Below are 25,259 nucleotides of genomic sequence, written 5' to 3'. Positions count from 1 at the left end.
GGCTCTGCCTTGTATGCGGCGCAGGAAAGCATTATTTTTTGCCCGTCAACATAGCGCACTACCTCGCCTGTATTGGCGCATTCGGCAATCGCTTTGCTAAGACTTCTACCCTCAGCGAAGGCGAGAAGGTAAATCGTTGTGCCCACTATGATTGACGACACAATGAGGTTGCGACACTCAGCCAGATTTAGGTTTGTTTTAAGCTGCCCCATTGCAACGCTCCGCATCAAGGCGCTCTAAGTTATCAACTACAAATTGCAGTGATGCCATTTTAGTGCGCAAGTGGCTTATAAGTCGCTCTTGCTCGTTGGCGATTTGCGTTTGTTTCTTCGCCATATCTAAGCTTTTAATGCCGATTTTTTCCAGCACCTTAGGCTTTTGCAACATGCCTGATTGGTCGTAGGCTTCTTTCAATTCCTCAAGCTGCGCCATGCCTTCGTTAAGTTCTTTTAGGGTTCTGTTCATTTCGCTAATTTCCGGTTTCAATAATGTTTGATAGTTAAACGACTCAGACACCAGCGAACCGCCGTTAATTTGGTATTCGGTTATTGTGTGTCGTGCTTCGTCTATTTCTGTGTAAGTGGCCCCGCTCAAAATCGGTTTTCTGACTTCAGGCGGGATAAAAGTGATGGGGTTTAGCTTCTCACCGGGGGAGATCTGCCAATCATTTTGCGGTGAGTTACAGTTATTTTCAGTGCTCCAAGGCGAAGCGCTGTCACGCTTCTTAAGAGCCCAACGCGTTGCACGCGTTGAAATAAGGTAGTTGGTTTTATTTTCGGTGAAGCTAATCCCTTCTAATCGCTTGGTGCTGTCGCCGTACTGATTCTCTCCCGTGATGACAGTAGAAAGTTGAAAAGGACGGTCTTTACGGCGCGCAAACGCGCCACCCAAGGATTCAATAAACGCCGCAAAGCGTGAGTTATTAGCATGAGCGTATGCTTGTGCTGCTGCTTCTGGTAGTCGCGCTGCGCTTTCAGGTTTAACGCGTCGAAACTCACGCCATAAGCCAATGCTTGGCCCACCGATAAACTGAAATTGGCGAATGCGCCAACGGCTAGCCCAAGCACCCACATTATGAATAACGCCATTTTCAGCGGTAAAGTTATCGCCTGTTTCATGGTCTTTCTCTCCATCAAGATGTTTTGCATTGATATTTTTTGATATGTATTTAATTAGGTACGAGACAGCGCACCCTATCTTGGGGTCGATATTTTCAATCGTAAACCTGTGCTCACTTGCCCCTGCTTCATCCCCATCATCCTGAAACGCAAAGCGGCGCAAAACCGAGTCCGTCAACGCCTTATCATCAGGGCGCATAAATAGAAGTAAGTGCCAGTGTGGCGTGGCGTCGTGATGCGGCTCGGTCACACGCACACCAAATACGGGCACACCCTCTTTGGCGAGTGTTGCGCGCATCTTTGCCCACTGCCCAACTAGATAGGCTTGCGTTTCTTTCGGCGTGGCGTTGTTGTATTTGTGGCTAGCCGCGTGATACTTGCTTGGGGCGGTGATGGTGTACATTGCAGACACCATGCCTTGTGATTCCGCATACTCTTTAAAGCCGCGCGCTCTCACTATCATTTCAATGCGGCGCAAATCAGGGTTTGATAGCGTCTTTTCGAACACAGCTTTTAGGTCTGCAATTTGTCCGCATTCGCTTTCAATTTGCATTGAATCCAACCACTCGCGCTGCTGCTTTTTGCTGTGCTTAAACTCTTGGATAGCTTGCTTGCTGGCGTAGGCGCTCACCCCTTTTTTAACAAGGCCCATGCTGATATTTAGGTGCTCTAGCGTGGTATCTCTTAAGCGCTGTAGTTTAAGTTCCCACCACTGCGCACAGGTCATGCGATTGATAGCGATACCGAGTCGGTCTGCCACTTCGATTTTGTCTAATTTGGTTTGCGAATTTGGGTTTTTGAATGACTCGTAAAGCGCCCATTGTGGCGGGGTCACGCCTTGCCCTTGGGTAAAAGCGGCCATTTCACCATAATAGTGAATGAGCAATTCAGCGGCTTTGTCTGAGTCGATATTGTAAAGCGCATCAAGCAAGCCGATTTGATTGCAGATAGTAGCCAGTTGCTTGGCTTTGTCTTTGCGGCGTTTGCGGTCTGATAGTTCGCGCGCCGTTAGTGGTGACCGGGTAACGATTTCATCAATACGCTTGATGGTTTCGCGCAAGTGTATATTCGCGCTTCGAATTGGGTTTTTCGCTGTCTCAGAGTTGAAACGTGCGGCTACTTGATGCGCTAACTTGCGGCGTAAAAAGTTACTTGGTACGCGCTTTAGCTGCTCTTTAATGTATTCTGCTTGCTTGTCAAAACCAAAGCGGCCCCAGCAATGGGGTGCTGGGGCAGTAATGCAAATAGGTTTTAACTTGTCTGAGCCATTTGACTCCCATGCAATGGGTAAACTACGCATCTATTAACAGCTCACACCATTCACACATTTTTTCATCAAGACGATGCGCTGCGGCGTGGTATCCCCTTTCGTGAAATACATCAATTGCATTTGCCATGAGCTCCACTTGCGAATGTTTAGGTGGTAACCCTTTGAAAATTCCGGTTGCTGCCTTCCTGTAAAGCCTTTCAAATATTTTCAATATCAACTCTAATTCCATCAGATAACCCTCGCACTTTGGAATAGCTCATTAATCGCACGTTGGCGCAGCTGGCTTTTGACTGGTGTTTCTTGAGTTTGGTTTGCGGCTTCTTGGCTGCGCTTGGCGGCTATTTGGTTGCGAATTTCAAGCTTTAGCTGTGCTGCTTTTGCGCGCTGATAATCCCAGTGACTTTGGTCAGTAGTTAACTCACTGGTGTTGGTGTAGTCGGTCATCATTCATTCCTCAGTCATCGTGTCAACTCGGTATGGCGTAGTGCATACCGTGCGTACTACGACTACAATGCAAAAAGGGAATTTTAAAAATGAGCATAAAAGTGGAAAAAATAACAACTTCGGCTGAACTGCTAGATTGGTTTAAAAGCGTTGCGGATATTGACTCCGACTACATGGCGGCAAAACTACTTTGTATGTCTAGACAGATGTTAAGCGAAGTCAGAAACGGGAAGGTCGAATTTTCAGACGATAAGATACTCGTCATACTTGTGACGGGTGAGCACCCCGAACCCTTGAAAGCAATTTTTACCCCCGACATTTTGTCGGAACCATTAACGGGACTTGCAGCACTGGCGCGGCCTGTAGCGAATTTTGGCTTTTCTAATTTATGTTATGTTAAATAACTTATTATAGTGAAATTTCTTAAGATAGACCCTGTTTATTTAAAGAGGAAGAGCTGTTATTTGAGGGGCGTTTTCATAATTCGAAGGCGAATGGCTCACTGTTCCGTGAGCCGAAAGGACTTGATTTTAATTTAACTCGTCATCTTTCCAAAACTTGGTTCCTTTTAGAACTGCTTGCAGAGCTAATCCTGTTTCAGTCATGGAATAAATAGTCACATCGCCAACTTGGGCTTCAGCGGCAACGGCTCCACCTTCAGTTTTATGCTTTGCAGCAGCATCGGCGTTACCACCAAATGCCCAACCATTCTTAATGAAATAATTGAGTGCATCTTCGGTATGAAACACCATAACCACATTAAAATCTTTAACTCCTAAGCCTAACCCTAGCCCGGCTTCACCCATTTTCATATAGGTCCATTCACCGGTGCGATTATTTTTTGCAACACCATAGCCACCGCCAAAACTTGCAAAGATCACGTTCACATTGGCATTATCAAATACGGCGTAACCTGCTGCAGAGGTTAGTTGATTACGAACATCCGGCTTCTGGTCATAAAGGCGATTAAGAGTATCACTGCGCATATCTTGAACTACTTGTCGTTTTTGCGCTGGCGTGCCAGTGCTTGCACATCCAGTCAGCACCGCGAACAAAGTGAAAATAAAAGAATACGTTAGCACCGATTTCGACAGTCTCATTTAAAACCCCTTCTTTATGTCCAATACTAGACAGTATCGGACTTTATGGTAAGCTATGCCTTATATTATTGTAGTCCAGTTGTCAGTATGCCTACGCCACTAGTCGATACCTTTAAACAACTTCGCTATCAAATAGCGCATCTTGAAGATGATACGTTGCACAGCGAATACCCTGAACTTGCTGCATTTATAGCTCAACAAAGATTAAACGTTGCTGAAGTTAAACAAGACTTGCTGTTTATCTACCGGTTTTTATACGTATACGGTCGAAAGTCAGATGCCACTTTTACTCGGTTTCGTAATGAGATAGAACGCTTTGCTTTGTGGACTTGGTTTAGCAAAACATGTTCTTTGTTTTCTTTGAAACGAGAAGATATTGAGCACTACATTGATTTTGTTGTTGAACCAGATAAAGCCTGGTGTTCCGACTCGGTGCAATGGCGCTTTAAACAGCATCAAGGTTTACGTAAAGCCAATGAAAAATGGCGACCGTTTATAGCACGTGAGACAAAGCCATCGCAACAAAGTTTAAATGCCACTTTTACAGCACTTAATGTATTTTATAAATTTGCTATTTTAGAAGAGCAAGCATTCGCGAACTTTGTCCCAGTAGTTAAAAAGAACTGCCCCTATTTAGTTGTTCAGTCGCAAATCAATCAACCGGATACTCTCAGTGATTTGCAGTGGGAATATGTACTGCGTGTAACCGAAGAGCAATGCCAGGATCACCCTGATCTAGAACGTAATCTTTTTACTTTAGCCTGTTTGAAAGGCCTGTATTTAAGGATCTCTGAGTTGTCTGAGCGTACTAATTGGTCTCCTGTTATGTCGCATTTTTGGCAGGACGCTGATGGCTTTTGGTTTTTGCGTGTTATGGGCAAAGGTAATAAACTCCGTGATGTTACGTTAAGCCAAGATTTTATTGCGTATTTAAAACGCTACCGTTTGTATAGGGGGTTAAGTGCCCTCCCCCGTGTTGATGAGCCCTACCCACTTATTCACAAAATTCGAGGTAAAGGTGGTATGACGGTTAGACAAATTCGCCGCCTTGTTGCGCAAAGTTTTGAATTGGCTAGCTCAGCGCTGGTGGCCGATGGCTTCACTGAAGAAGCGGAAAAGCTACAAGCAGCAACTGCTCATTGGCTACGCCATACCGGGGCAACTCACGATGCTGCTTCAAGGCCGCTCAAGCATCTTTCCGAAGATTTAGGTCACGCAAAAATTGCGACCACGGATCAAATTTATATTCAAACGAATATAAAAGAGCGCGCTAAATCGGGTGTTAAACGTAAACTTTAGGAACTGCATTTATGGAATATCAATTGGCAGCAGCCCTGGGCTTAGCATTTTTTATTTACTCAGTTAGCTTTCGTAGATTGGCTCGGGCTGAATTAACTGGCCCAATGTATTTTGTTATTGTCGGTGCCGCGCTTGCGTGGGCATTTAGTGATGCAATGAAAGTGGATCAGCCATTGAGCGCGCTATTACCATTAGTTGAATTGACACTTGCGGTATTTCTGTTTACTGATGCAGCTAAGACGCGTATTAATGTACTAAAGTCGCAATTCAAGTATCCTTTAATGCTTTTGTTCGTTGCTTTACCGATAACCTTTTTTTCTACGTTTGCTTTGGGGTATTTACTTTTTCCACACATGCACATTATTGCCTTGGCCTTATTGGCCATCATCTTAACACCTACAGACGCTGCGCTTAGTAAAGGCTTGCTCGAATCGCAAAGAGTTCCAGAAAAAATACGTGAAGCGATCAATGTGGAAAGCGGTCTTAACGATGGGATGTGCGTTCCTATATTTTTATTCTTGTTTCTTTCTTGGCAGCATGGTGAGTTTCAAGGTGCGGCGACGATGCTTACATTTCTCATTGAAGAAATAGGTGTCGCACTCATTGTTGGTGTCAGTGTTACCTATGGGGCATTAAAGCTTACTCAGCTAAGCGCCACTCGCCATTACTTTGAGAAATCATCGAGTCCATTTTTAGTTTTGTCGGTTGCTGTCAGCGTGTTCACCCTCGCCCAACTCTTTGGCGGCAGTGGCTTTGTTGCGGCATTTGTTGGTGGTTTGGTTTTTGATAAATTTTATCGTGCCGACGATGATGAAAAACTAATAGAAGACAGTGAGCATATCGCAGACTTCTTTGCCTATCTTATCTGGTGTTTATTCGGTGCATATGCATTCATCCAACTTCAAACAATAGATCTAAATATCTATAAAGTATTATTTGCATTCTTAGCTGCAACCTTAGTACGTGTGGTCCCGGTGATGTTGAGCTTAATTCCTTTTAACGAACTGTCATTAAAAGAAAAGTTTACGCTTGCTTGGTTTGGTCCAAGGGGGCTGGCATCCATTGTATTTACGCTCATGGTGTTAGAGTCTACTGAAAATGGCTTAGCAGAGCTCGCGACACTCACCATTTTGATGAGTGTCTTCATTCATGGGATCACCACTCGCCCGATTACTAATTCCTATAAAAATAGAAATTAACTAAGCACATTCGCTAGCACCTCTATTGGGTGCTTGGGCTTAAATTGCGCGTACCGTTTTACTTGGCTACGGCATGAGAATCCCGTTGCTAATAACCGCGAAGGATCAGTGTGCTGAACGGGTTGTTGCCAACTCAATTCATATAAAGTACGGCTGTTCTCTTGGTTTTGTACTTCATGGCCGTAAGTCCCTGCCATGCCACAACACCCTGTTGCCTGAGGCTTAAGTAGTAAGCCAACACGAGAAAATATCCCCTGCCAAACATTGGCGCTGTGTGGAAGAGAAGTTGTTTCACTGCAATGACTGAGCAAAGTATAAGCAGGTGTTGGTTCAAATACTGTCTGCTTAAACGGTTGATCTTCCAGCCATTCATGGGCAACGAGGACTTCAAAATCACCTCGGTTGTCACCCAAGATAGTGGCATATTCATCGCGGTAACATAACACAAGGGAGGCATCTAGCCCGACCATTGGGATACCGAGTTCACTGACCTGATTTAAAAAGTCGGCTGAGGTTTTAGCGGTTTTCGCGAATTTGGCTAAAAAACCTTTTACGTGTTGCGGTTTACCATTAGGCTTGAACGGCAACAAAATTGGCTGTTTGCCTAAAGCTTGTGCCACTTTAACGAAGCTTTCAACAAGTTCTGCTTCATAAAAGCTTGTGAATGGGTCTTGCACTATCAACACATAGTCGCGTTTTTGCTGCGCATCTAAGGAATTAAGGTATTGTAAATCAAACTTGCGCAACTGTTGCGTACGTTTGGCTAAATTTGGGTGACTTGGTGTAGGCGTATTTACATAACCTAAAGTCGCTTTAATCGCTTTTTGAACAAGGTTCGATTGCATAACAGGGGCTGTTACGCTCGAGAATTTAGCCAATAGTGGCGCAGTTTGCTCAATACTTGCTACTAAATAATCTTTTGCTGGCCGGTTATACAGGCTGTAGTAATAATTTAAAAAGCGCGCGCGGAATGTAGGCACATCGACTTTGATCGGGCATGCAGTTGTACACGCTTTACATGCTAAGCACTCATCCATTGACTGCTTCACTTCATGAGAAAAGTCATACTCGCCACTGCGCTTTGCTTTTGAATTTAAAAAGCGTTCCCACCATGTGGGCCCTTCTTTTTTAGATATGGCTTTTTCTTCTTGCAATAAGTCAACGCCCTGCTCGCTTTGTAACCTTAACCATTCACGCATTAATCCTGCGCGACCTTTTGGCGAAAAGCGTCGATCACCCGTGGCCTTATAAGATGGGCACATCGGTGAGCCTGCATCATAATTAAAGCATAAGCCGTTACCGTTACAGTTCATGCTGGTATCAAAACTATCACGCACCGCGACATCAATTTGTCTATCAAACCAACCGCGCTTTTTGTCATCCACACTCACTAATTGATCATTTGACTCAAGGGGCGTACAAATTTTCCCTGGGTTCATTTTATTGTGAGGGTCGAATGCGGCTTTGATACGTCGTAATTCATTGAATAGCTGCTCACCAAAAAATTCGGGGCCATATTCACTGCGATAGCCTTTACCGTGTTCTCCCCACATCAATCCACCATACTTAGCGGTTAATGCAACGACTTGGTCTGAAATCGTGCGCAATGTTTTTTCTTGTTCAGGGTCACACATATCTAACGCGGGTCGAACATGTAAAACACCGGCATCGACATGACCAAACATGCCGTAGTGTAAATTGTGGCTATCAAGTAATGCTCTAAATTCAGCGATAAAATCAGCTAAGTTTTCTGGCGGTACGGCGGTATCTTCAGCAAAGGCTAATGGCTTTTGCTTGCCTTTGGTGTTGCCTAACAAGCCGACTGATTTTTTACGCATCGCGTAAATTTTCTGAATCTCCGAGACATCATCAGTGAGCTGATAGCCGATAACGCCAGCGTCTTTGTTGGCAATTAATCTATCGAGCTTAGCGCATAAGGCGTCTATTTTATCGCGCATATCTTCTTTGCGTTCGGCATTAAACTCGACCATGTTCAGCCCTTGCATGTCTTGGCCGGGTACATCTGTAATTAAGTCCGATACTGAATGCCAAATAATGTCTTCACGCGCTAAATTAAGCACTTTGCTGTCGACCGTCTCTACGGACGTCGCTTCGGCATCTACCAAAAATGAGGAGTTGCGCAGTGCTGAGTCAAAACTATCGTATTTAATATTAATCAGCGTTTTGAACTTAGCGATGGGAGTAATAGTGAGTTTTGCTTCACTGACAATTGCCAATGAACCTTCGGAGCCGGTGATCAACCGACCGAGGTCGAACTCAGACATGTCATCGCTAAGCACATGTTCAAGATCGTATCCGGTTAAAAAGCGGTTGAGTCGTGGGAATTTTTTAAGAATTTGCTCGCGGTTGCCAACGCTTACATCAAGGGCCGTTTTATATAGCTTGCCAACAGAGGTGTCTTGCTCGGCAATCAACTCGGCCTTTTCGCGACTAATACGCTGTGTTTCCAGCTCGCTGCCATCGGCCAAAAAAGCCTTTATTGCTAACGTATGGTCAGAGGTTTTACCGTAGACTAAGCTGCCCTGGCCTGACGCATCAGTGTTGATCATCCCACCTATAGTGGCGCGATTACTGGTCGACAAATCAGGCGCAAAAAAGTATCCATAAGGACGCAAAAAGTCATTAAGTTGGTCTTTAATGACGCCGGCTTGCACCCGTACCCACCCTTCTTGTTCATTGATTTCGATTATCTGCTGCATATGACGAGATAAATCGATAACGATGCCTGGTGTTAATGACTGACCATTAGTACCAGTGCCACCGCCGCGCGGGCCAAACGTAAGTTCAAGAAACGGATCATGCGAGGCGATATTGAGGGCTAGTTGAATATCTTTGTTCGTTTTTGGAAAGATCACGCCTTGCGGTATTTGCTGATACACACTGTTGTCGGTTGCAGCAAGCAATCGCGTGCCATAAGTGGCATCGACTTCTCCGCTGAAGCCTTCTTTTTTAATAGTTTTTAGGTAATGCAGTACCAGCTCGGAACTGACTTGCTCTACAGTTAACTTTGCTATCATGCTGGAATTGTTCTTGGTGACGGACGCGCACATTATACCATGATGCGACCAGTTCTAAATTGAAGAATGTACAGATTGTTACAAATTGGAATGCCTGTTCATACGCTTTCCTGCTAAGGTAAGATCAATACTTTATATTTAGGAAAAACAGATGAAAAAGGTGATAATGAACTTAGCTGCCGCGCTCTGTTTTGTACTGGGGGTAGTGTTTGCTGTGGTACCAGGGCCCTCAGTCATTTTCTTCTTAATAGGTTTAACGCTACTTGCGGTACATTACCCAGGGGCTCGAAAATATTTACGTTATTGCCAAAGTACCCTGAGCAAAGGGTGTCAGCTGTTAGATAGAAAACTAGCGAAGCGATAACAATAAAGGGCGAAAAACTCGCCCTTTATCTTGTCAGATTAGCCTTTAAGCTTCTCTGCTAGGTATAGCCAGGTTTCTAGCACCGTATCCGGGTTTAACGATACAGAGTCGATACCCTCTTGCACTAGCCATGCGGCAAAGTCTTCATGATCTGAAGGGCCTTGACCACAAATACCCACATATTTGCCTTTTGCTTTGGCTGTTTTTATCGCCATAGAAAGTAGCTTTTTAACAGCTGGGTCACGTTCATCGAACAAGTGCGCGATTAAACCTGAATCTCTATCAAGGCCGAGGCTGAGTTGGGTTAGGTCATTAGAACCAATTGAAAAACCATCAAAGTGCTCTAAGAATTCCTCAGCTAGCAGAGCATTTGAAGGTAATTCACACATCATAATTACTTTGAGGCCGTTATCACCGCGTTTTAAGCCGTGCTCCTCCAGTAATTCGATAACGCGTTTGCCCTCGTCCACTGTGCGAACAAAAGGAATCATGATCTCAACATTGGTTAAACCCATGTCGATACGAACACGCTTGATTGCTTCACACTCAAGAGCGAAGCAGTCGCGGAAATCTTCACTCACATAACGTGAAGCACCACGGAAACCAATCATTGGGTTTTCTTCGTCTGGCTCGTATTGCTGGCCGCCAACTAGGTTTGCATATTCGTTAGACTTAAAGTCCGACATACGAACGATGACGCGTTGGGGTGCAAAAGCACAACCTAAGGTAGCGATACCCTCTACTAGTTTAGCGATGTAAAACTCGCGAGGAGATTCATAACCAGCAATGATATCGTTAATTTCAGCCTGCAATTCGCTAGACTGAGCATCAAAATTCAACAGCGCTTTAGGGTGAACACCGATCATGCGATTAATAATAAACTCTAAGCGAGCGAGACCGACGCCAGCGTGAGGTAAACGGGCAAAATCAAACGCACGGTCTGGATTACCCACGTTCATCATTATCTTCATTGGCAATTCAGGCATCTCGTCTACCCGAGATGTGAGTACATCATACTCAAGTTGACCTTGATAGATATAACCTGTATCGCCTTCAGCACATGATACCGTTACTTCTTGGTTTGCCGTAATAAGATCTGTGGCGTTACCACAGCCTACTACTGCCGGGATACCAAGTTCACGCGCTATGATGGCTGCATGACAAGTACGCCCACCTCGGTTGGTAACGATAGCCGCAGCCCTCTTCATGATAGGTTCCCAATCAGGGTCTGTCATATCGGTGACAAGAATATCGCCTTGCTGCACTTTATCCATTTCATCAATTGAATTGAGAACACGCACTACCCCGGCCCCAATTTTATGGCCAATTGCACGTCCTTCAGCGATCACCGGCGCTTGGCCTTTCAATTGGAAGCGCTCCATGACATTAGCATCTTCGTTTGAGCGCACAGTTTCTGGACGAGCTTGAACGATGTATAGCTTACCGTCGTTGCCGTCTTTCGCCCATTCAATATCCATAGGACGACCGTAGTGCTTCTCGATGATGACAGCCTGCTTGGCAAGTTCCATCACTTCTTCATCGGTGATTGAGAAGGTGTTGGATAATGCCGGATCGATATCAACAATTTCTACCTGCTTGCCATGGCTTTCATCGCTTGAGTAAACCATCTGGATAGCTTTTGAGCCGATATTACGGCGCACGACCGCAGGCTTACCATTGGCTAAGGTTGGCTTATGAACATAAAACTCATCTGGATTTACCGCGCCTTGTACGACCATTTCGCCCAAGCCATAACTTGAAGTCACGAACACCACATCTTCAAAGCCTGATTCGGTATCAATGCTGAACATAACGCCAGACGCTGCTTTATCTGAGCGCACCATACGTTGAATACCGGCCGATAACGCCACACCTTTGTGGTCGTAGCCTTGGTGCACGCGATATGAAATAGCACGGTCGTTAAATAAAGAAGCGAATACGTGTTTGATAGCGGTCATTACTGAATCGATGCCGCGCACGTTAAGGAAAGTTTCTTGCTGGCCCGCGAAGGAGGCGTCGGGCATGTCTTCTGCAGTGGCTGACGAGCGAACTGCGAATGATACGTCTTGAGCTGGGTCACCGTGTAATTGCGCGTAAGCGTCACGGATAGCTTGGTCCAAGGAGGCTTGGAAAGGGGTGTCGATAATCCACTGACGGATTTCGGCGCCAACTTTGGCTAATTCATTTACATCTTCAACGTCTAGTTTGTCTAGTGCGTCGTGGATGCGAGCATTCAATCCAGATTGCTCAAGAAACTCGTTAAATGCTGATGCGGTTGTTGCGAAACCGCCAGGCACTTGCACGCCCGCGTTCGCCAGGTTGGAAATCATCTCACCAAGTGAGGCGTTTTTGCCTCCAACCCTTGGCACATCTTGCATACCAAGATCTTGATACCAGAGAACGTATTCTTGCACGGAACTTTCTCCAAAAAACAAATTGTAAGTTTGGCCGCAAACGCGACCTTTTAAATGAGGCGCTAACATTCTACACTGGCAACCACTGATGCGTAAACCGTGTACCGGCGGTTTATACCAAGATACTAATAAAAAAGGACTCTCATGCGTAGCGCGTTTTATATATCCGATGGCACCGCTATAACCGCTGAAACGTTCGGCCATGCCACGTTATCGCTATTTCCTGTAGAATTTAAACACATCACCATTCCTTTTGTTGAAACCGTCGAAAAAGCGCGGGAAGTAAAATCTCAGCTTGAGCAAGCCGCCAGTTTCAGCCATGAAAAACCTATAGTGTTTTTGACGTTTGTTAACCCAGAACTCAGTGAAATTATTCAATCGAGTAATGCCATTTGCTATGACTTTATTTCCACGTTCAGTGCGCAAATTCAGAGGGAGCTCAATGTTGAGCCCGTGCCCAAAGTGCATCGCACGCACAGTATTCACGAGCAATCTTATGACTATCGTATTGCCGCAGTTAATTATGCATTGGCAAATGATGACGGTGCGAACATAAAAGATTATGACCAGGCTGATGTGGTGCTTGTGGGCGTAAGCCGCAGTGGTAAGACACCAACAAGCCTCTATTTAGCGTTGCAGTACGGCATTAAGGCAGCGAATTACCCTTTCACTCCAGATGACTTAGAATCTGGGGAGCTGCCGCGATGTTTGCAGCCGTATAAGGATAAGCTGTTTGGATTAACCATTGAGCCGCAACGCCTAGCGGCTATACGTAATGAGCGTATGGCGAACTCTCGTTACGCATCACTGCGACAATGTCGGATTGAAATCCGCGAAGTAGAAATGCTCTATAAGCGTTTTAAAATTCCTCACTTCAATTCTACTCATCATTCAGTGGAGGAAATCTCTGCAAAGATAATGGCAGAATCTGGCCTACAACGTCGTAAATATTAAAAAAGCGCCATGTTGGCGCTTTTCATTTTACTTGCGGGCATCCTTTAATAGGTCTGCCACTAAGAAGCCAAGCTCGAGGACCTGGTCGGCATTAAGGCGAGGGTCGCATTGGGTGCGATAACGCTGCGCTAGATCTGCATCAGACAACCCATATGCACCACCTGTGCACTCGGTCACGTGCTGGCCGGTCATTTCCAAATGAACACCGCCGGCATAAGACCCTTCTGCTTTGTGAACAGCAAAAAACTGACTGATCTCGCGCAGAATATTGTCAAAGCTTCGAGTTTTATAGCCGGAGCTGGCCTTTTCCGTATTGCCGTGCATCGGGTCTGAACTCCAGATAACCTTGCGCCCTTCTTGCTGAACTTTACGCACCAAAGCGGGCAGTTTTTCTGGAAGCACGTCAGCGCCCATGCGTGTGATAAGCGTTAACCTACCTGGAATATTTTCCGGGTTTACGGCGTCAATCAAGCGAATGAGCTCGTCTGGGTCCATGCCTGGGCCGACTTTGACGCCAATCGGGTTTTTAATGCCACGGAAAAATTCAATGTGGGCATGATCTAACTGGCGTGTGCGCTCGCCAATCCATACGAAATGCGCCGAGCAATCATACCAGTCACCACTGAGGTGGTCGCGGCGGGTCAGCGCTTGCTCATAGCCTAATAGCAGTGCTTCATGAGACGTGTACAAAGCTGTTTCTGTGAGTGATGGAGCATTGGTGGAATTGATACCACAGACCTCCATAAACTCTAACGCATCCTGGATTCTGTCAGCCAGCTGTTGGTATTTATCCTTCAACGGGTTAGCAGCGACAAAGCTCATGTTCCAGCGGTTTACCTGGTGTAAATCAGCTAGACCACCTTGAGCGAAAGCACGTAATAAGTTCAAGGTAGCGGCGCTGTGATGGTACGCCTTCATTAGCCGCTGTGGGTCTGGTACTCGCGCTTGCTCGGTGAATTCGTAACTATTAATAATGTCGCCACGGTATGAAGGCAGCGATGTACCGTCTTTTGTTTCGATGTCTGCTGAGCGCGGTTTAGCGAACTGCCCCGCCATACGAGCAATCTTGACGACCGGACACTTGCCACCATAGGTTAGCACCACGGCCATTTGCAGCAGGGTTTTAAATGTATCGCGTATATTGGCTGCGTTAAAATCGTTAAATGATTCGGCGCAGTCTCCGCCTTGTAACAAAAACGCGCGGCCTTCGCATACATCTTCTAGCTGCTTGAACAAACTCCTCGTTTCTTCAGCAAACACTAATGGCGGTGCATTATTTAATTCGCTCTCAACTTTTCCCAGTTGGGCTTCATCTGGGTATGTGGGTTGTTGGACGATTGGCAAATCTCTCCAACTATTGGGACTCCAAGGTTTCACTTTTTATCTTTCCTCATTCCTATTGTTACCTCCCCTCGAAAGTACCGAATGGCGGGCGCTGACGCAAGGGGTAAAGGCGCTGTTCGTTAAATAAATTACAAGAATCAGAAAAATGGCATAATGAACACATCATACATAATGTGCTTATTAGTTTACCTCATCATCAACGGGTTTTTGAAATGTCTTCTAACAAATGGGTAATTGCGACTTCACATAGATGGAAAACCTGAGCAAATCCCTCATCTTCACCATAATATGGATCTGGAACATCCTCAAAAGGACAGTCCGGGTAATACCACAGCAGCTTTTCAACCTTAGCTGTAGCATCAGCTGGTCTTAGAGCAAGCGCATTTTCAAAATTACTTTGATCCATCACCAGTATTAGGTCTTGCTCATAAAAGTCTGCCTTTTGCAGCTGTTGTGCCCTAAGAACGCTTAGGTCTACGCCCTTGGATAAGGCATATTCAGTTGCCCTTTTATCAGGGGGTGAACCCACATGGTAGCTTGCGGTCCCCGAGCTGGTTACGGTTACCTGATTTAGTTGTGAATCTCGAATTAATTTAATAGCAATACCGTGGGCGGTTGGCGAGCGACATATATTTCCTAAGCATACAAACATGATTTTCATTAGTTACTCCTCGGGATGTGATTCATTCATTTTATTTAGCCACAGTGGTTAATGTAATTCAATTAATGAACACATCATACTTTAACTTTTAACTACTATATCGTTGCATCGGCGTCTGCTGTTATAACAAATTATCAAAGGACATTTGCTTTAAGTGATCTATCAGGTATCCTTCATAGTATGATGTGTTCGTTATAGTTTTGACTTATGAGTTCAGTAAAAACACAGCTTAGAGCAATATTCGATTTAACAGGTGATTATTTACAAGCGCTTACCGAAACGGTTAAAAAGCAGCCCATACACCATAGTCGATATTTTGAATTACCCGCACCGACTACGGATGACGAACGTCAAGCGTTGAGCTCTATTCCAGTAACCGCTCATGATGGCCAACAAGCATTGTTACGCATCTGCAATTCCTACACTGACTTTTATAAACAACAAGGTTTAAGTAGCAAAATGGCACGCCGCCATCCAGGGTTAATTGTTTTAGCTAAACAGAGTGAGTCTGAGCTGATTCCATATATAGACAAGATAAATGAGCTAAAAATGGAATTTAAAAAGTTAGTGCTTACTTACGATAACAATGACGCCCGCTTTGATGCAGTTCATAGCGCAGTGCCAGGGCTACAAACGTTGTCGTTTTATCGACGTATACATTACGAAGGCAATTCCCCTTCTTCCGTGCGTTTTACTTGGATGAAAAAGCATTCCACCAAGTCTCTATCACGTAAGTTAGCACTTACTATGTTAGAGCGTAGCAGTGCTTACTCAAACCCAAGGATGATAGACCAAACTCAGTGGCAACGTTTGGTGGAACAGGAGAAAGCAAAAGTGGCCAGCCTCAGTCATAACGAAAAGTTACGTATTCGTCGGCCTATTCGAGTGACACCTGAGGTAAATGTAAGATTCAGCGACGCACGTCGATATCATGTCAGCGGTGCACTACCGTTTATTGTCTTTGATGACAACCCGGATTTGAAACTAGGCGAATTAACTTCATACACACTAAAAGAGGATCCTAGAAAAAGAGAGTATGAGTACCTAGTTGAGCGTCTTTACTTGGCAAAGGGTGAGTAAACACTCACTCACCCTTATTTTTGAGGGGGATGGTGGTTGGCGCCTGAATTTACTTTTCGACAATTTCCTCTAAGCGCTCTTCGTCAATAACTTCGGCATTTTCAACAATTCGTTTTCCACCCTGGATTTCAATGCGCTTGTGTTGTTTATTCAGAGTCAGTATTTCTTCACAGAACTCATCTGAAGGATGCATTTCATACACGTAGTCAATTATCTTGCCGGTATTGTCATCTTTAACATTGGAAATGCTGTAATCTGATATTGCCCCCTTATCGATGAGATCTTTCATAGTTGTCGTCATATCTCTGCGAAGGGCTTTGAGTTTATTGTCGGTAATTTCATCGTCGGCATAAATCGAGCCGTACTTCTCCATGATTGAGATTAAGCGAAAGTGATAAGTTTTTCCTGGCGCAGCGTAACGCCACAAATGATACAAACGCAACATCATCCATCGAGACAGACCGCGCTTTAATTCTTGAGCTCGGTTAAAGTAGTAACCCTTATACTCCAAGTTATCAATCATGTTATGCACGAATGCATTCAAACATGCCACGCACTTAACATTACCGCCCTGCCCTTTCTTACCGCTGAAATGCAGCGAAGAAAGAAAATTCATATTGGACTCGTAAAATGAATCATCAATATGAGAGTTGCGTGTATCGGTTGCCGAATACTTAAAAGACAACTTCGAGCCTTGTAGCGCTTCAAGTGATTCTTTGATTTGTGGATATGGCATTGACTGACCAACAGCTTTTAACTCTTGAGCCAATTCATTCATGGAAAAGATCACCGCATATTGAATGCCAGACTTGAAGTTAATCTTTACTATTTTACCTTTCGACGCCAATCTTATTAATGCGCGTTCAACTTTTTCTTCTCTGTCAGAAGGCCATACTAAACATTCTACTTCTTCACCATCTTGTCGGGTACTAACAACAGCAGGGGTAATTTTTATTTCCCCTTCATAAAGGATGCCGTCTAGTTTTTCAGATATTCTCCGAGTAATAATGGTTTTCTTGGGAGCTTCTTCTAAAGGAAGCTTCTTATGGCCTGAACGAACAAAGCGTCCCCACAAGTCGTAATGGTTAAATGTATTAGAATATGCTCTTAATCCGTGAGCCGCAGAACTTTCAATAGAAATGCGAACATCTTTGTTGTCCGTAAAAAGGGCTAAATTTTCATTATCGGTTGCGCTCTCGACGCCATTAATTTGGCCTCTTAATGAATCAGGCAAGTTTTCAACCGAGATATTGACCTTCCGGCTCATTGTTATTTTCCGTTTATTCGGTGCTATCAGCAATATCAACACATAATGCTGCAAAAGTTAATCGTCTATGTTAGTAAAAAACTGATCCAACTTGAAGTTAGTTACCTGAGATCAGTTTTTTACTAACAGCCTCTTTCTGTAGGCATACTTTCTCTGTTTCAGATCACAATTTTACTAGCTCAGCGCTGTTAGATCGAATTTTTACTAACTAAATTTAGGTTTTCGCTCTTGGACCGCCGTTTATGGTACAAAAAAACAGCAAAAATCGCTTCTTCATCAACGCACTGTGTATAACTAAGTTTTCGCTTAGTATGGATCTGATCTGTAGCAAGTAAAGATCCGATCTTTTAGGACTGATAAGGCTTAGAACCACTGTTCATTGTGCATAAGCTCCGTATTAGAGATAGTAAAATAATGATCTCACGGGCGCTTTTTGTGGATAACCTACTTAATATTATGTGTATAACTAGACAGGTTAAATTTAAGTCAGTAAAAACATGATCTCGCAGCTAGTAAGAATCAGATCTTTACCAGGTAAAATTACGATCTAACAATTTTAAATTTATTATTAGATAACAGTAAGTTACCTATCTATTTTGCAACCTTAGCCTATTACTACCTATATATTTAGACCTATTTACCCTACTTATTACCTTAAGGGATTTATTCTTAAAAAATTTCTTTGATTTAATTTCAACCAAAAAATAGAATGTCGTCTAAAATATATGTTTACATGTAAAGTAGTGGACATTATACTAAAGCCTCAAATTTAGGGAAGCTAGTATGACAATCAAACAAAGTGCGCTAAAAACATATCAGTTATTGAAAGCCACCGCCGATGTAGCTGAAAAGTCATTAGAAGGGCGAATACAACATTATCGCGCTCACCTTAAGTCAGAAGAAAAAGAGCTGCGGACATACACCCAAAAAGCGGCCGCCGATTTGTTAGGCTGTAATAACCGAACCTTAAAGCGACGTCATGATCAGGGCGATTTTGATCATATTGAAATACGCCGAGGTGCAAATGGTCATTATGCTTATACGTTGTCAAACATCTACGCCATGGCCGAAGTCATGGGCATTGATGCCGACCACCGTGATAAAGATGATAAATTGCAAGTCATTGTTATCAACTCCTTAAAAGGAGGATGTGGCAAAACCACAAGCATGGTGAATATAGCTGCTGCATTGGCCACCACTAACATTAAACGATATCGAATAGGTATCATCGATCTTGACCCTCAGGGCTCCTCTTCTAGCTTCTTTCCCCCTAGTGAGCCAGATCCCATTACCGTTGGCGATCTTATGCGCAATTGTATCGATTTAGAAGAAAATGAAACCTGGGAACAAATCGTCAGCGATGCGTTTCTACCAACGCACATCCCTAATATTCGTGTCCTGCCATCAGGTATGGATGACTTCTATTTTGAGCATGAAATAGCCACTATTTTGCGCGAAAGTGCCAACTACGACCAAACGCGGCATTACCATAAATTGCTTGAAAAGGTTATTGAGCCGGTAAAAGATCAGTTTGATATCATCCTAATTGATACCGCTCCATCACTTAACTTTATGTTTTACAACGCGTTAATGGCCTCAACCTCCATGCTTATCCCGGTCCATCCTGAGGCTGTAGACTTTGACGCAAATAATAAGTATCTCAAGCGCTTAGGTGAGATTTATCACACTGTCGCGGCGCTCGGTCACGATGGCTGGGACTTCATGCAGTTTTTGGTGACCAATTACGTCAAGGGGAACCATTCGCAGCGAGATATTGTTAAGGATGTTCGCTCGGCCTTTGGTCGTCAGGTGATGAGCTACCCCATTAACCACAGCAGCGCCATTACTGCTAGTTCATCATCGTTCAATACCATATTTGATCAGAAAACATCAGATAGCTTGGCAAGTAGAGAATCGCTAGTAAAAGCGCAGGAAAACATTAAAGATGTGGTCGATGAATTAGAGATGTTAATACGCTCTAATTGGCCGTCCACTCAGTCTCAGTTAGAGGCGACTAAGTAAGGCACTGTCATGGCAAAAAAACGTAAAAATGATACTCGAATAGATCCGTTCGCAACAGCGGTAGAAAATAGCAGCCTTGATCAACTTTTAGAACAAGCACAAGCCGGTGATGTTATTAGCATGCCAGCACCGAGCGATCCGCAGCGTACAATTCGCTTAACGTGTGAGGTGATCCCCCACGCTGAAATAGAGCAGCGTACCAAAGTTTATGGTAAAAACCGCCGAGTTCAGGCCCTGCTGACCGAGAAGTCTGTGGCTGACATTTTACCCGCGATTGCAGAAGATGGACGCAACCAGCACCCGGCTTTGGCTTGGGAGCATGATGACGGTTTATTTGTGCTGGCGGGTTCTCGTCGCCGTAAAGCCTGTATTCTCGCAAAAGCTGACTATTTGGTATTAAGCTCTGCAGACTTCAACGATGAGGACGCCAAAATACTCGCGGTTTCTTCAGATCAGTATATTGCGCCAAGTTTGTGGGAGTTGGGGCAAGCATATGTATACACCCGTGATGAGTTACAGCAGCAAGGTAAAAAAGGTTCTTATCGCGAAATAGCGGCCCTCGAGGGAGTGTCACACACCGCTATCGCGGATGCCATAAAAGCGTATGAGTGTCTTCCTCACGATGTTTTGGCGCTCTACCCTACTGCCAACTACGTCGGTCGCGAAGTCGCTAAGAAACTGATTCAAGCCAAAGAGAAAGACGCAGAAAGCTTTAATGAGCGTGTTAAACAATGCAGTAGCCATTTTAGCGACCAGCATTTTGACAGTGACGATAAGGCGGCATTAGCCGTTACTAAGTATTTGTGCGATGTTGAGCAGGCTGGAAAACGTACGCAAGATATTGATTTAGGGAATGATTTTGTGCGTGTACAAAAGCATACTAAAAGTGGTGATGTAACCATAAAAATCGATAATAAAGTGCTAACAGATAAACGCTTTGCACAGTTGGCGAAAATGCTAGAGAGCTTTAATTAGCCATCATTCTTTATAAGTAAGCTCCAATCGGGGCTTACTTTTTTAAACCTTTGTACCTATTTTGTTGGTTCCTCACTAGTTCATACTTTTTCCTTCCCTTTAAAGGCGATATACTGGCATATTTGAGTTCCCGAGTAGGTCCATGGCGTCGTCGTTAACCAAAGAGGATTTATTGGCTGTCTTTGCTGAAGTGAATGAGCAACAGCAGTTTACATTTCCACTTTCCGAATTGGCATTAAAACGATTATTCACCAAAGGTGTGTATAGTCGTGCTCAGCAAATGTTGCGAGATGAGCAAGTATTGTGGGTAAAGGCAAACGATGACTACACGCAAATCGATGCCCAAGTGATGGACGACGATGGAACAACTTACGATCAGCAGATTCGTCTCAATGTCACAGCCCAAGTCGTTGATGTTGAAGCGCACTGCAGCTGTGATGCTAAAGTCCGTTGTAAGCACGTGGCCTCGGCGTTACTGCAGTTGAAGTTACAAAGCCAAGGTGATTATGCTCATCAATACCGTATCGAAGACTGGTTTAATGAGATAAAACGTGATGGCTCTGCGTCTGATGTGCAAAATCACGGAATTGCCTTTGAACTACATCCTCATCATCAGCAATTAACTTTGACGGCTAAAATCGCGGCACTAAATGAAGATAATGAATACACCCAAGGGCGAGCGTTAACCGAACAACAAAGCCACGCCCAAGTGACACCTAAAGGGGTATGTGAGCAAGACTTTCGGCTGTTTTCTTGGATCCGCTCACAAAACCAGCCTGGCAAGTTAACCCTTCACTCCCAGTGGGGTGAAAGAGCACTTTTGCAGCTACTGAGTAACGCTCAGCTGTTTTTTGAAAAGGAGCGTCAGCCGTTACAACTGGGTAAGCCTATAGCGCTTAGTTATCAATGGCAGGTTAAGAATGATATTGCTCAGCTGCGCGCAAATCATCCTAATTTCAACGCCGAGCGGGTATTACCGACTTCCCCACCTTATTACGTTAATACTGCGGAACACCAGGTACATGCTTTGCAAACTCATCTTAGTGCAGAGCAAATACAGGCGTTAGCACGCTTTCCTCAGGCCGAAGCCAGTGAAGTCGACGAGCTGGCTAAACGGCTAATGAAAACGCTTCACCTGAGAACTTTGGTGAATCAAAAAAAAAAGTTAACTCCTTACTTTAATCTGCAATTTTTAACTGCCCAGGTGCCCTATAAAGTCCGTCTAGTGGCAAAGGAGAAAACGCCAGCGGCAACCGCACTGCAAAATTTAGGATTGCAACCATGTAAAGCCCCTTTACAAGATGAGTATTTATTCATTCCGCGTTCGCGCTTACATCAACAGCAGTGGCTGTTTGAATTGAATAGCCAAGTGCAGGCGCTGGGCGGTACAGTGACAGGCCTTCCCAAAGCTGATGTGAAGAACACCAACTCAGCGCGCATTATCGCGCAGGTAAACGCGTTGCACGGCCATCGCTTAGAAGTGCAGTTTGTTATTAACCATCGCGCTAAGGACTATCCATTGACCTTAGCGCAAATGCAGTCGGTGTCAGCCTATACCACCCAGCATTACTTTATTGCAGTAGAGGAACGTTACTTTACTATTACTGCTGCCACTGCTGAATGTATAAGGCAGTATCTTGCCCGTTTTGCTCGTGGCAAACATCAGCCGCACTGTACGCTTCCTCGCAGTCTTTATCAGCAACTACAACAAGAACAATCATTTGAGTTGCAAGTGGATACTCAGTTGCAAAAGTTGCTCGCTCCGGCCACCTTGAAGTCGCTGAAAAAGCCGCAATTACATCACAGCGTTACTTTGCGAGAGTACCAACACTCAGGCGTTAATTGGCTGCAATTGCTCGCTGCACAAGGTTTAGGAGGGGTATTAGCCGATGATATGGGGCTAGGTAAAACATTGCAGGTTATTGCCTTCCTGAGCACCTTAGAAAATACTGAAAAGCCCCACTTAGTCTTGTGCCCAACGAGCTTAGTCGCGAATTGGTACAACGAAATTCAACGCTTCTGTCCGCATATGGATGTCGATGTGGTTATCGGACACAACCGTACCGCACAATTACAGCAGCTAAATTTTAAGAATGTTATTGTCACAACCTATACGCTATTTAAACGTGACTTTGCGTTTTATCACGGTGTGCGATTTAACACTGTGGTGTTAGACGAAGCGCAGGCGATAAAAAACGCGCAGTCGCAGTTAAGCATCAAGGCCAAGCAGTTACAGGCCCAAACACGAATCGCACTCAGCGGCACACCCTTTGAAAACAATTTGCAAGAGCTCAAATCGGTATTTGACTTTGCTTTGCCCGGGCTGTTAGGCAGCGACGCTCAGTTCAAAAGTAACTTTCTCGAAGCCACTGATGGCCTAGTAGCGCTGCAAGAGGCCATAAGACCTTATTTGCTGCGCCGAGCGAAAGCTGATGTGCTCTGCGAACTACCTAGCAAAACTGAGCTGGTAAAACAGCTCGATATGTTACCCGCACAAGCTCAGGTTTATCACAATTATCACCGCGCTTTACACGATAAACTCACCCATTTAGTGGCGCACCAAGGGGTGGGAAAAAGTAAGTTACAGTTCCTTGATGCACTGTTGAAACTTCGTCAAATTTGTTGCCATCCGCAGTTGGTTGATGACGCGCACGAAGCCAGCAGTGCGAAGCTACAGTGGTTAGCCACGCATTTACCGCATATGCTCGCTCAGGATCATCATGTCATTATCTTTAGTCAATTTACCTCAATGCTGCGTTTAATTGCCAAGCAATTGACCGACTTAGAGATTGATTACGCGATGCTCACCGGTCAAACTCGTGACCGCCAGCACCAGGTGGACGAGTTTCAACAAGGACATAAACGCGTGTTTTTAGTCAGCCTTAAAGCAGGCGGCAGTGGCTTAAATTTAACCCGCGCCGATACAGTGATCCATTTTGACCCTTGGTGGAATCCCGCTGTAGAGCATCAAGCAACGGACCGCGCTTATCGCATGGGTCAAGATCGATCCGTCTTTGTGTATAAGTTAATTATCGCCGACTCCGTGGAACAGCAAGTGATGTCTTTGGCAGATAAAAAGCGTCACTTGGTTGATGAGTTCTTAAATACGAGTTTGTTGGTAGATAAAAAAATTGATGATAATCAACTACTTGAGATGCTTAACTTACAAAATGAAGAAAAAGCATAATTTCTTTTGAACTTTTGGCTGTCGCCAGACTCTATTATTATGCTTGTTAGACAAGCACCCTATGTTGATTTCCCTGATTATTATGAATTGGCCAGCTTTGATTTAGCTGGCTTTTTTTTGTCTGGGATTTGCTATTATCAAGCCAACAGCATTATTTTTGCGAGAAAGGTATGTTCGCGTCACTTTCCACTACAGCATTATTGAGCCTAGGTTCCCTCGCCTTTGTTATTCCTCTTTGCTTGTTCCTAGGAGTCAGGGTATCACACTATAAAAAGCGCAATGAGCACACACAGCAACAGCTTTTAGCGCAACAGCAATATCATCAGCAGCAGCTTGGCGAACGAGATAATCGTTTAGAACGAGAGCGTCAGGAGGCGCAGCAACTGCAGCAAAAGTTAACCCTTGTTCATGGCCGTTATGAGTCATTGAAAGCGACGCTAGAGCAAAAAGAAGCGCACTTTGAGCAGCAACTGCAGTTAGTCAAGGATTCTAAAGACCAACTAAAACAAGAATTTAGCGCGCTCGCGCAACAAGTCTTTGAGGATAAATCACAGCAGTTTAAAAGCCTTAATCAGCAGAGCATGGAGCAGATATTAAAACCAGTACAAGGCGAGTTAAAAGGTTTCAGAGATAAAATGGAGCATATCCACTCGCAAGAGCTGCAACAACGAGCAGCACTTAAAGCCGAGTTAGTACATCTACAAAAACTCAATCAATCTATTACCGAACAAGCTGAGCGTCTCTCTACGGCCTTACAAGGGCAAAAGAAAACCCAGGGTAACTGGGGTGAGTTAATGCTAGAAAACGTCTTAGACAGCGCTGGACTGCGTCTCAATGAGGATTATCGACGCGAAGCGAGCTTTGATACTCCAGAAGGTCGCTTCCGTCCCGACGTGGTGGTCTATTTGCCACAACAACGCCATATTATCGTCGATGCCAAAACGTCTCTAAATGCGTATACCCGCTACGTTAACGCCCAAAGCGATATTGAAGCTCACCAAGCCTTGGCTGAACATGTGCAAGCGATGAACGAGCGTATTAATGAGCTTGCAAGTAAAGATTATCATCGTTTGGAGCAACTGAACTCCCCGGAAGTGGTGATTATGTTTGTGCCCATCGAAAGTGCCTATGTTGAAGCGTTGAAGTATCAGCCTGATTTGTATCAACGCGCCATTGAACGCAACATCTTGGTTGCGACACCGACAACCTTACTTACCAGCTTGAATATCGTTAAACAGCTTTGGCGTTTTGAAGATCAATCCAAGCATACGCAAGAACTGGCCAAACGTGCAGAGCGGTTTTATGCGAAACTCAACAGCTTTTTGGTATCAATGGACGGTGTAGGTAAACAGCTCGACAAAGCCAAAGAAACTTATGATAAAGCCTTTTCTCAACTTTATAGCGGAAAGGGGAATCTTATAAAACAAGCCAATGAATTCAAAGAGTTAGGCGTTGCTGTTCAAAAAGAGCTACCTGCTGAGCTACGTGAAAAGGCTGAGCTTGAGCTACAACAAGCTCAATAA

Annotated in this window: 19 protein-coding genes; 10 read left to right on the top strand and 9 right to left on the bottom strand. The window is 44.5% G+C overall.

Annotation, left to right across the window (positions count from 1 at the left end; translation table 11 throughout):
- Positions 1 to 198 precede the first annotated feature (198 nt).
- The 3 genes from MHM93_RS07785 to MHM93_RS07775 are packed head-to-tail and all read right to left on the bottom strand — an operon-like array spanning position 199 to position 2,832.
- The gene (locus MHM93_RS07785) at positions 199 to 2,418 is read right to left on the bottom strand and encodes a replication endonuclease (RefSeq protein WP_239448580.1); all 2,220 of its coding nucleotides are present in this window, start codon (positions 2,416 to 2,418) and stop codon (positions 199 to 201) included.
- Positions 2,411 to 2,617 carry a hypothetical protein gene (locus tag MHM93_RS07780; RefSeq protein WP_239448579.1) on the bottom strand — a complete coding sequence of 69 codons (207 nt, stop codon included), beginning with the start codon at positions 2,615 to 2,617 and terminating at the stop codon, positions 2,411 to 2,413. Before MHM93_RS07780 ends, MHM93_RS07785 begins: the two co-directional genes overlap by 8 nt.
- On the bottom strand, positions 2,617 to 2,832 hold the full coding sequence (locus tag MHM93_RS07775; protein ID WP_239448578.1) for a hypothetical protein: 216 nt from the start codon (positions 2,830 to 2,832) through the stop codon (positions 2,617 to 2,619). The genes MHM93_RS07780 and MHM93_RS07775 overlap by 1 nt, the downstream gene beginning before the upstream one ends.
- 89 nt (positions 2,833 to 2,921) lie before the next feature.
- Between MHM93_RS07775 and MHM93_RS07770 the strand changes: the two genes are divergently transcribed.
- Positions 2,922 to 3,236 (top strand): hypothetical protein, encoded by a 315-nt coding sequence (locus MHM93_RS07770; protein WP_239448577.1) that lies wholly within the window; start codon positions 2,922 to 2,924, stop codon positions 3,234 to 3,236.
- Positions 3,237 to 3,362: 126 nt separating this feature from the next.
- Here the strand turns inward: MHM93_RS07770 and MHM93_RS07765 are convergent, their stop codons facing one another.
- Positions 3,363 to 3,932 (bottom strand): YSC84-related protein, encoded by a 570-nt coding sequence (locus MHM93_RS07765; protein WP_239448576.1) that lies wholly within the window; start codon positions 3,930 to 3,932, stop codon positions 3,363 to 3,365.
- Positions 3,933 to 4,019: 87 nt separating this feature from the next.
- Between MHM93_RS07765 and MHM93_RS07760 the strand changes: the two genes are divergently transcribed.
- Together MHM93_RS07760 and MHM93_RS07755 are read left to right on the top strand one after the other, a co-directional pair.
- Positions 4,020 to 5,231, top strand: a complete 1,212-nt coding sequence (locus tag MHM93_RS07760) for a tyrosine-type recombinase/integrase (RefSeq protein WP_239448575.1) — start codon at positions 4,020 to 4,022, stop codon at positions 5,229 to 5,231.
- An 11-nt stretch (positions 5,232 to 5,242) separates the two neighbouring features.
- Positions 5,243 to 6,430 (top strand): cation:proton antiporter, encoded by a 1,188-nt coding sequence (locus MHM93_RS07755; protein WP_239448574.1) that lies wholly within the window; start codon positions 5,243 to 5,245, stop codon positions 6,428 to 6,430.
- Here MHM93_RS07755 and MHM93_RS07750 read toward each other — a convergent pair.
- Entirely contained in the window at positions 6,427 to 9,468 is a 3,042-nt protein-coding gene (locus tag MHM93_RS07750) for an FAD-binding and (Fe-S)-binding domain-containing protein (protein ID WP_239448573.1), read from the bottom strand. The two genes, MHM93_RS07755 and MHM93_RS07750, sit on opposite strands and share 4 nt — an antisense overlap.
- Before the next feature lie 151 nt (positions 9,469 to 9,619).
- On the opposite strand from MHM93_RS07750, the gene MHM93_RS07745 reads away from it, so the two are divergent.
- Positions 9,620 to 9,832, top strand: a complete 213-nt coding sequence (locus tag MHM93_RS07745) for a PGPGW domain-containing protein (RefSeq protein ID WP_138548230.1) — start codon at positions 9,620 to 9,622, stop codon at positions 9,830 to 9,832.
- Positions 9,833 to 9,870: 38 nt separating this feature from the next.
- Here MHM93_RS07745 and ppsA read toward each other — a convergent pair whose 3' ends face one another.
- On the bottom strand, positions 9,871 to 12,246 hold the full coding sequence (gene ppsA, locus MHM93_RS07740) for a phosphoenolpyruvate synthase (protein ID WP_239448572.1): 2,376 nt from the start codon (positions 12,244 to 12,246) through the stop codon (positions 9,871 to 9,873).
- A 144-nt stretch (positions 12,247 to 12,390) separates the two neighbouring features.
- Between ppsA and MHM93_RS07735 the strand changes: the two genes are divergently transcribed.
- Positions 12,391 to 13,200, top strand: coding sequence for a pyruvate, water dikinase regulatory protein (locus MHM93_RS07735; protein WP_022946891.1), 810 nt, complete (start codon positions 12,391 to 12,393; stop codon positions 13,198 to 13,200).
- 27 nt (positions 13,201 to 13,227) lie between these two features.
- Here MHM93_RS07735 and MHM93_RS07730 read toward each other — a convergent pair whose 3' ends face one another.
- Positions 13,228 to 14,577, bottom strand: coding sequence for a 3-deoxy-7-phosphoheptulonate synthase class II (locus tag MHM93_RS07730; protein WP_053909445.1), 1,350 nt, complete (start codon positions 14,575 to 14,577; stop codon positions 13,228 to 13,230).
- 163 nt (positions 14,578 to 14,740) lie between these two features.
- Entirely contained in the window at positions 14,741 to 15,205 is a 465-nt protein-coding gene (locus tag MHM93_RS07725; RefSeq protein ID WP_239448571.1) for a low molecular weight protein-tyrosine-phosphatase, read from the bottom strand.
- Between the two features lie 207 nt (positions 15,206 to 15,412).
- Here MHM93_RS07725 and MHM93_RS07720 point away from each other — a divergent pair, with 207 nt between their 5' ends.
- Positions 15,413 to 16,285, top strand: coding sequence for a DNA replication terminus site-binding protein (locus tag MHM93_RS07720; RefSeq protein ID WP_045980015.1), 873 nt, complete (start codon positions 15,413 to 15,415; stop codon positions 16,283 to 16,285).
- Positions 16,286 to 16,334: 49 nt separating this feature from the next.
- On the opposite strand, the gene MHM93_RS07715 is transcribed toward MHM93_RS07720, so the two are convergent.
- Entirely contained in the window at positions 16,335 to 17,552 is a 1,218-nt protein-coding gene (locus MHM93_RS07715; RefSeq protein ID WP_022946895.1) for a replication protein A, read from the bottom strand.
- Positions 17,553 to 18,335: 783 nt separating this feature from the next.
- On the opposite strand from MHM93_RS07715, the gene MHM93_RS07710 reads away from it, so the two are divergent.
- The 4 genes from MHM93_RS07710 (at position 18,336) to MHM93_RS07695 (ending at position 25,259) form a co-directional block, all read left to right on the top strand.
- Positions 18,336 to 19,574 (top strand): AAA family ATPase, encoded by a 1,239-nt coding sequence (locus tag MHM93_RS07710; protein WP_239448570.1) that lies wholly within the window; start codon positions 18,336 to 18,338, stop codon positions 19,572 to 19,574.
- Between the two features lie 9 nt (positions 19,575 to 19,583).
- On the top strand, positions 19,584 to 20,549 hold the full coding sequence (locus MHM93_RS07705) for a transcriptional regulator (protein WP_138508203.1): 966 nt from the start codon (positions 19,584 to 19,586) through the stop codon (positions 20,547 to 20,549).
- A gap of 142 nt (positions 20,550 to 20,691) precedes the next feature.
- A complete protein-coding gene (locus MHM93_RS07700; RefSeq protein ID WP_239448569.1) occupies positions 20,692 to 23,736 on the top strand; it encodes a DEAD/DEAH box helicase in 3,045 nt (1,014 codons plus the stop codon).
- 170 nt (positions 23,737 to 23,906) lie between these two features.
- The gene (locus MHM93_RS07695; RefSeq protein ID WP_239448568.1) at positions 23,907 to 25,259 is read left to right on the top strand and encodes a DNA recombination protein RmuC; all 1,353 of its coding nucleotides are present in this window, start codon (positions 23,907 to 23,909) and stop codon (positions 25,257 to 25,259) included.

The organism is Pseudoalteromonas sp. MM17-2 (assembly GCF_022347945.1).
GTDB classification, from domain to species: Bacteria; Pseudomonadota; Gammaproteobacteria; order Enterobacterales; family Alteromonadaceae; genus Pseudoalteromonas; species Pseudoalteromonas ruthenica.
The sequence above is the reverse complement of the archived record's forward strand: the minus strand, read 5'-3'. Positions and strand labels throughout refer to the sequence as shown.

Coding starts and splice junctions, on each gene's coding strand:
- MHM93_RS07785 (WP_239448580.1), bottom strand. CDS start 2,418: ATGCGTAGTTTACCCATTGCATGGGAGTCAAATGGCTCAGACAAGTTA.
- MHM93_RS07780 (WP_239448579.1), bottom strand. CDS start 2,617: ATGGAATTAGAGTTGATATTGAAAATATTTGAAAGGCTTTACAGGAAG.
- MHM93_RS07775 (WP_239448578.1), bottom strand. CDS start 2,832: ATGACCGACTACACCAACACCAGTGAGTTAACTACTGACCAAAGTCAC.
- MHM93_RS07770 (WP_239448577.1), top strand. CDS start 2,922: ATGAGCATAAAAGTGGAAAAAATAACAACTTCGGCTGAACTGCTAGAT.
- MHM93_RS07765 (WP_239448576.1), bottom strand. CDS start 3,932: ATGAGACTGTCGAAATCGGTGCTAACGTATTCTTTTATTTTCACTTTG.
- MHM93_RS07760 (WP_239448575.1), top strand. CDS start 4,020: ATGCCTACGCCACTAGTCGATACCTTTAAACAACTTCGCTATCAAATA.
- MHM93_RS07755 (WP_239448574.1), top strand. CDS start 5,243: ATGGAATATCAATTGGCAGCAGCCCTGGGCTTAGCATTTTTTATTTAC.
- MHM93_RS07750 (WP_239448573.1), bottom strand. CDS start 9,468: ATGATAGCAAAGTTAACTGTAGAGCAAGTCAGTTCCGAGCTGGTACTG.
- MHM93_RS07745 (WP_138548230.1), top strand. CDS start 9,620: ATGAAAAAGGTGATAATGAACTTAGCTGCCGCGCTCTGTTTTGTACTG.
- MHM93_RS07735 (WP_022946891.1), top strand. CDS start 12,391: ATGCGTAGCGCGTTTTATATATCCGATGGCACCGCTATAACCGCTGAA.
- MHM93_RS07725 (WP_239448571.1), bottom strand. CDS start 15,205: ATGAAAATCATGTTTGTATGCTTAGGAAATATATGTCGCTCGCCAACC.
- MHM93_RS07720 (WP_045980015.1), top strand. CDS start 15,413: ATGAGTTCAGTAAAAACACAGCTTAGAGCAATATTCGATTTAACAGGT.
- MHM93_RS07715 (WP_022946895.1), bottom strand. CDS start 17,552: ATGAGCCGGAAGGTCAATATCTCGGTTGAAAACTTGCCTGATTCATTA.
- MHM93_RS07710 (WP_239448570.1), top strand. CDS start 18,336: ATGACAATCAAACAAAGTGCGCTAAAAACATATCAGTTATTGAAAGCC.
- MHM93_RS07705 (WP_138508203.1), top strand. CDS start 19,584: ATGGCAAAAAAACGTAAAAATGATACTCGAATAGATCCGTTCGCAACA.
- MHM93_RS07700 (WP_239448569.1), top strand. CDS start 20,692: ATGGCGTCGTCGTTAACCAAAGAGGATTTATTGGCTGTCTTTGCTGAA.
- MHM93_RS07695 (WP_239448568.1), top strand. CDS start 23,907: ATGTTCGCGTCACTTTCCACTACAGCATTATTGAGCCTAGGTTCCCTC.